The 7,095-nt window shown below is 67.9% G+C and carries 6 protein-coding genes; 5 read left to right on the top strand and 1 reads right to left on the bottom strand.

Translation table 11 applies throughout. The annotated features are described in order from the left end of the window. The 5 genes from BT264_RS33395 to BT264_RS33375 form a co-directional block, all read left to right on the top strand. Positions 1-1,683: amidohydrolase (locus tag BT264_RS33395; protein ID WP_072467060.1), on the top strand; the 1,683-nt coding region annotated here is incomplete at its 5' end. 1 nt (position 1,684) lies between these two features. Further along, entirely contained in the window at positions 1,685-2,146 is a 462-nt protein-coding gene (locus tag BT264_RS33390) for a DoxX family protein (protein WP_072444417.1), read from the top strand. Positions 2,147-2,172: 26 nt separating this feature from the next. Continuing rightward, positions 2,173-3,087 carry a VOC family protein gene (locus BT264_RS33385; RefSeq protein ID WP_072444415.1) on the top strand — a complete coding sequence of 305 codons (915 nt, stop codon included), beginning with the start codon at positions 2,173-2,175 and terminating at the stop codon, positions 3,085-3,087. Continuing rightward, positions 3,084-3,779, top strand: a complete 696-nt coding sequence (locus BT264_RS33380) for a YoaK family protein (protein WP_072444413.1) — start codon at positions 3,084-3,086, stop codon at positions 3,777-3,779. Before BT264_RS33385 ends, BT264_RS33380 begins: the two co-directional genes overlap by 4 nt. A 74-nt stretch (positions 3,780-3,853) precedes the next feature. Continuing rightward, positions 3,854-5,332 (top strand): alginate export family protein, encoded by a 1,479-nt coding sequence (locus BT264_RS33375; protein WP_072444411.1) that lies wholly within the window; start codon positions 3,854-3,856, stop codon positions 5,330-5,332. Between the two features lie 106 nt (positions 5,333-5,438). On the opposite strand, the gene BT264_RS33370 is transcribed toward BT264_RS33375, so the two are convergent. Beyond that, positions 5,439-7,025 (bottom strand): acid phosphatase, encoded by a 1,587-nt coding sequence (locus BT264_RS33370; RefSeq protein WP_072444409.1) that lies wholly within the window; start codon positions 7,023-7,025, stop codon positions 5,439-5,441. Between the last annotated feature and the right edge of the window lie 70 nt (positions 7,026-7,095).

Genomic DNA, 7,095 nt, shown 5'->3' with positions numbered 1-7,095 from the left:
CATACGCACGTGATTCGTGGCGGCCTGAACTACAACATGGAACTGCGCTGGGACGGTGTGCCGTCGCTCGCGGTCGCGATGGACATGCTCAGGCGGCAGGTCGCGATCACGCCCGCGCCGCAATGGGTGCGCGTGGTCGGCGGCTTCACCGAGCACCAGTTCGCCGAGAAGCGCCTGCCGACGATCGAGGAGCTCAACGCCGCCGCGCCCGATACGCCGGTGTTCATCCTGCACCTGTACGATCGCGCGCTGCTGAACGCGGCCGCGCTGCGCGTGGTCGGCTACACGAAGGACACGCCCGAGCCGCCGGGCGGCACGATCCTGCGCGACGCCGCGGGCAACCCGACCGGGCTGCTGCTCGCGAACCCGAACGCGACGATCCTCTACGCGACGCTCGCGAAGGGGCCGAAGCTGCCGTTCGAATACCAGTACAACTCGACGCGCCACTTCATGCGCGAACTGAACCGTCTCGGCGTGACGGGCGTGATCGATGCGGGCGGCGGTTCGCAGAATTATCCCGACGATTACGAAGTGATCCGCAAGCTGCACGACGCGGGCGAGATGACGATCCGGATCGCGTACAACCTGTTCACGCAGAAGCCGAACGCCGAGAAGGAAGACTTCGTGAACTGGACCAAGAGCGTCAAGTATCACGACGGCACCGACTATTTCCGCAACAACGGCGCGGGCGAGATGCTGGTGTTCTCGGCGGCCGACTTCGAGGATTTCCGCGTCGCGCGGCCGGACCTGCCGGCGCAGATGGAGGACGATCTCGAAGGCGTCGTGCGCGTGCTCGCGCAGAACCGCTGGCCATGGCGCATGCATGCGACCTACGACGAAACGATCGACCGCGCGCTCGACGTGTTCGAGAAGGTCAACAAGGACATCCCACTCGAAGGCCTGAACTGGTTCTTCGATCACGCGGAAACCATTACCGAAAAATCGATGGATCGTATCGCGGCGCTGGGCGGCGGCATCGCGGTGCAGCACCGCATGGCGTACCAGGGCGAATACTTCGTCGAGCGTTATGGCGCGCAGGCGGCCGAAGCGACGCCGCCCGTCGCGAAGATGCTCTCGAAGGGCATCAAGGTGTCGGCCGGCACCGACGCGACGCGCGTCGCGTCGTACAACCCGTGGGTGTCGCTCGCGTGGCTCGTGACGGGCAAGACGGTCGGCGGCTTGCGGATGTATCCGCAACGCAACCTGCTCGATCGCGAGACCGCGCTGCGGATGTGGACCGAATACGTGACCTGGTTCTCGAACGAAGAGGGGAAGAAAGGGCGCATCGCGGTCGGGCAGCTTGCCGACCTGATGGTCCCGGATCGCGATTTCTTCACATGTGCGGAGGATGATATCGTCGACACGACAGCGTTGCTGACGGTGGTCGGCGGAAAGATCGTATGGGGCGCGGGGCCGTTCGCGTCGCACGACGCGCCGATTCCGCCCGCGATGCCGGACTGGTCGCCCGTGCGCGAGTACGGCGGCTACGGCGGCTGGGGCGCGACGCAGCGCAACGGCGCACCGTTGCAGCGTGCGGCGGCCGCCGCGATGTGCGGCTGCGCGAGCGCGTGCAACGTGCACGCGCATGCCCATGCCCATGCGAGCGCGTGGGGCAGTGCATTGCCGACGTCGGACGCGAAGGGCTTCTGGGGCGCGTTCGGTTGTTCGTGCTGGGCGGTCTGACATGGCGGCCCCGATCAAATCCGGCGGCTTCGGCAACCCGGCGTGGGTCCGCGCGCTGCTGGCGCAGCCGTGGGTCCTGCCGCTCGTGCGCCTCGCGCTGGTGTCCGCCTACCTGATCGGCGGCGTCGCGAAGGCGCTGGATTTCGACGGCGCGGTCGCCGAGCAGGCGCATTTCGGCCTGCATCCGGCCGCGCTCTGGGCGGCGCTCGCGATCGCGGTCGAGATCGCCGGCTCGCTGTGCGTGGTGTTGAACCGCTTCACGTGGCTCGGCGCCGGCAGCCTCGGCATGCTGACGCTCGTCGCGATGCTGGTGGCGAACGATTTCTGGAATCGCACGGGCGCCGATCATTTCATGGCGCTCAACAGCTTTTTCGAGCATCTCGGGCTGATCGCCGCACTCGTGCTCGCGACGCTGCTCGCCGATGCGCAGCACACGGCCGGCGACGGCCGTACCACTCGATGACGATGAAACAACAAGGAAATCCTGTGATGAAAACGATTCGTTCCGCCTTGCTCGCGCTTGCGATCGCCGCCGGCCTCGTCGCGGCGCCGGCGTCGTACGCGAAGCCGCCCGTGCCGCCGGCGGCCACGCCGACGCTTGCCGTCGGGCCGCAATACGACACGACACACGTATACGTCGCCCCCGAGGATTTCGATCGCTTCACCGACAGCTTCGTCGCGACGTTCGGCGGCAGCAAGTCGAAGCAGGGCGTGTTCCAGGTCACGCCGACCCCGAGCCAGACGATGTCGCAACTCGTTTTCACGCCGGCGGGCACGATCTCCGTATTCGGCTTCAAGACGCCCGTGCCCTGGCCGTTCGGCGCGGAGCGCACGGGCTATCTCGTCACCGACATGGACGCGGCGATGAAGGTGGCGCGCGAGCATGGCGCGGAAGTGATCGTCGACACGTTCCCCGATCCGATCGGCCGCGATGCGGTGATCGCGTGGACGGGCGGCGTGAAGATGCAGCTGTACTGGCACACGCAGGCGCCGAACTACGCGGCGCTGCAGACGATCCCCGAGAACCGCGTGTATGTGTCGCCGCAGAGCGTGCGCAAGTTCGTCCACGATTTCGTCAAGTTCTCGAACGGCAAGGTGGTGTCCGACAACCTCAAGGCGCCCGGCATCGAGATCGGCCGGCCGAACGACACCTATCGCCGCATTCGCATCACGTCGGGCTTCGGCAAGATGACCGTGCTCGTGACGGACGGCCAACTGCCTTACCCGTACGGGCACGAGATGACCGGCTACGAAGTGCCGGATCTGGCCGCGACGCTGAAGCAGGCGCAGGCCGCGGGCGTGAACGTGCTCGTGCCGTCGTATACGGCGGACGGGCGCGATGCGGCGCTCGTGCAGTTCCCCGGCGGCTACGTCGCCGAGATCCACGCGAGCGCGGCGCGATGAAGCACGAGGACACGATCCTTTCCGCGGTGGCCGGCTTCGTCGATACGCTGAGCTTCGTCGCGCTGTTCGGACTGTTCACCGCGCACGTGACGGGCAACTTCGTGCTGATCGGCGCGGGCGTCGCGGGGTTCGGGCAGGGCGTCCTGCTGAAGCTCAGCGTGTTTCCCGCGTTCGTGTGCGGCGTCGTCGCGAGCAGCCTGATTGCGCGCGCGCTTTCCGCGCGACCCGCATGGCAGGGCGCGCGAGCACTGCATACGGTGCAGGCGGTACTGCTGCTCGGCTTCTGCGCGGCCGGCGTTTGGGCGACGCCCGTGACGCAATCCGACAGCCTGCCGGTGCTGGTGGCCGGTTTCGTCGGCACGTTCGCGATGGGCGTGCAGAACGCGCATCCGCGCGTGATCGCGCGCGCCGGCGTGCCGAACACGGTGATGACCGGCAACGTCACGCAGGCGATCCTCGATGTCGTCGACCTGCTGTCCGCCGGCACGGCCGACAGCGTGCGCGCGACGGCACGCGCGCGCTTCGCGAAGATGCTGCCGGCGATCGTCGCGTTCGCGCTCGGCGCGGTATGCGGCGCGCTGGGTTTTCGCCATATCGGGTTCTGGGCGCTGCTTGTGCCCGCCGGCACGCTCGCGGTGCTGGCCGCATGGACGGGGGTGTCCGCCCGTACCGGCACGCAGGAGCATGCATGATCGTGCAGCGTGGAGGGGCGCGTCGCGACCGCGGCGGGCGAGCAGGCCGGACCGAGGCAGGCGGTCGCGAACGGATGGCCGCGACAAGCGGACAGCGTGCCGCGACGACCCGAGGCAGACGCTTCGACCGGGTTGCCCGCGCATCGGTTGTCGCGGGGCTGCTGCTTGCGGGTGCCGATGCGGCGTTCGCGGACACGGCGACTGCACCGGCGGCGGACAGCGCGCCCGCATCGACGTGCACGGCCAAGCGGCCGACCGTGCTGTTCAACCGCTGGCAGGAAGACTGGTCGGTGCTCGCGAATCCATGCGTGCCGCGCGCGCCGCTCGACGGGTTGAAATACATCCCGCTCGGCAACGATCCGTCGTCCTATCTTTCGCTCGGCGTGAACCTGCGCGAGCGCCTCGAGACCAACGACGCGCCGCTGTTCGGGATCGGCTCCGCGCAATCGGACACGTACCTGATCCAGCGCGTCGAAGTGCATGCCGATGCGCATCTCGGCCAACACTGGCAGTTCTTCGTGCAGTTGCAGGACGACCGTGCGTTCGGCAAGAACACGATCTCGCCGGTCGACAGGAACCCGCTCGATCTCGAACAGGCATTCGCGACCTACACGGGTGCGCTCGGCGGCGGCACGTTCAAGTTCCGCGTCGGCCGGCAGGAGATGGCGTTCGACTTGCAGCGTTTCATCGCCGCGCGCGATGGCCCGAACGTGCGGCAGGCGTTCGATGCGGTGTGGGCCGACTACGAATATCAAAAGTGGCGCTTTATCGCGTATGCGACGCAGCCCGTGCAGAACCGCACCGTGTCCGCGTTCGACGACGTGTCGAACCGCAACCTCACGTTCAGCGGCGTGCGCTTCGAGCGGCAGTCGGTCGGGCCCGGCGACCTGTCGGGTTACTGGTCGCGCTACAACCGCAGTAACGCGCGCTTTCTCGACGCGAGCGGCGCCGAGCGCCGCGACGTGTGGGACGTGCGCTACACGGGCACGCAGGGGCGCTTCGACTGGGATCTCGAAACGATGCTGCAGACGGGGACGGTCGGCAGTAGCTCGATCCGCGCGTGGGCGCTCGGCTCGATCGCAGGCTACCGGCTCGATGCGCCATGGTCGCCGCGCGTCGCGCTGCAGGTCGACGCGGCGTCGGGCGACCGGCATCCGCACGACGGCCGCATCGGCACCTTCAATCCGCTGTTTCCGAACGGCTATTACTTCACGCTCGCGGGCTTTACCGGCTACTCGAACCTGATCCACGTGAAGCCGTCGGTGACGCTGAAGCCGTCGCCGAACCTGGCGCTGCTCGGCGCGCTCGGTTTCCAGTGGCGCGAGACGACCGGCGACGCCGTCTACCAGCAGGGCAACGCCGTGGTGCCGGGCACGGCCGGCAAGGGCGGGTTGTGGACGGGGATGTACGTGCAGCTGCGGGCGGACTGGACGATCGCCGCGAACCTGATCGGCGCGGTCGAAGCCGTGCATTTCCAGGTCGGCGACGCGATCCGGCAGGCGGGCGGGCACAACGCCGACTATGTCGGCGTCGAGTTGAAGTACGGCTGGTGACGAAGGGGCGCGACAACGACACGCACTCATGAACGAAGGGCGGCCACGAGGCCGCCCTTCGTTCGTCCGGACCGGCAGCGCCGCCGGCCCGTTCGTCGCGATGCCGTTACAGGTTCGGCGACAGCGTGAGCGCGTTCGTCAGGTCGCCCATCGGCTGCGCGCCGTTGGCCTTCAGCGCGTCGTCGCGCTGTTGCAGGCCCGCGAGGCGCGGCAGCGAGTAGCGGCGCGTGATGAAGCGCAGGATCGAGCCCGTGTCGTACTGCGTGTGGTCGACGAAGCCCTTCTTCGCATACGGCGACACGATCAGCGCCGGAATGCGCGTGCCCGGACCCCAGCGGTCGGCGGTCGGCGGCGCGGCGTGATCCCAGAAGCCGCCGTTTTCGTCGTACGTGACGACCACGACCATGTTCTTCCACTGCGGGCTCGCCTGCAGGTGCGCGATCACGTCGGCGATGTGCTGGTCGCCGGAGGTGACGTCCGTGTAGCCCGGGTGCTCGTTCAGGTTGCCCTGCGGCTTGTAGAACGTCACCGCCGGCAGCGTGCCCGCGTCGATCGCCTTGATGAACTCGGCGCCGTTCGCGCCGCCGTCGAGCAGGTGCTGCGCGCGGTTCGCGGTGCCCGGCGCCTGGTTCGCGAAGTAGTTGAACGGCTGGTGGTGCGGCTGGAAGTTCGGCGTCGACAGGTCGGCGCCGTAGATCACGTTCGACGTGCCGTTCTGGCTCGCCTGCAGCGCCTGGCCCCACGCGCCGCTATACCATGCCCACGACACGTTCGCGCTGGTCAGCAGGTCGCCGATGTTGGTGGCCGTCTGCGGCGGCATCGTCGACGCGTTGGCCGGGTCGGCGAGCAGCGGGTCGCCGCCCGTGGCCGCCTTGTTGCCGCTCGGCTGATACGGCGGCTGCATCGTGTTGACCGCGAAGAAGTCGGGCGTGATCGCGCCGTCGTTGACGAACTTCGGCGGGCCGCTCAGCGCGGAGGCGGGCGAATTCGCGGCGACCTTCAGCGACTTGCCGTCCGCGTTCAGGACCGCGATCTTGCCGGCCGCGGGGCTCGTGTTCGCGTTCGCGTAGAACGGCGCGCACGCGCAGATCAGGTACTGGTGGTTCAGGAACGAGCCGCCGAACGCGCCCATGAAGAAATTGTCGGCGAGCACGTACTGCTGCGCGATCTTCCACAGCGGGAGCTTCGACGGGTCCGGCGTGTAATGGCCCATCGTCAGGCCGCCGGCATCGGTCCACGCGGCGTACATGTCGTTCTTGCCGCCGTTGATCTGCATCTGGTCCTGGTAGAAGCGGTGCACGATGTCGCGCGTCGCGATGCTCATCGGCTGGTTGAAGCCGTTCGGATCGTCGATCGCGAATGGTGCGTTCGGCAGGTTCGCCGTCATCGCCTCGGTGAGCGCCGGCGTGATGCCGGTCGCGGTCAGGCCGCCCCCGACCTTCGGCAGCGTCGCCATCGTCGAGCCGTCGCGATCCTTCTGCACCGAGTTCGCGGCCGTTGCGTTCTGCAGGCCGTTCGCGCCCGGGAAGTTACCGTACAGGTTGTCGAAGCTGCGGTTTTCCGCATAGATCACGACAACGTTCTTGACGGCCGACAGGCCCTGTTGGGTGACGTCGTCGCCGCCGCAGGCGGTCAGGCTGAGCGCGGCCGCGAGGGCGATCGGCGTATGGCGAATCCAGGCGTGCTTCTTCATGCGATGTTCTCTCTTTCGTCGTTGGTCGCGTGTGGGAACCGGGGTGGCTTGGGGCCGGCGCAGCAGGCGC

It is taken from the genome of Burkholderia sp. NFPP32 (assembly GCF_900119325.1).
GTDB lineage: Bacteria > Pseudomonadota > Gammaproteobacteria > Burkholderiales > Burkholderiaceae > Burkholderia > Burkholderia pyrrocinia_C.
Note: the sequence above shows the minus strand (reverse complement) of the source record. Positions and strands in the feature narration are given on the sequence as shown.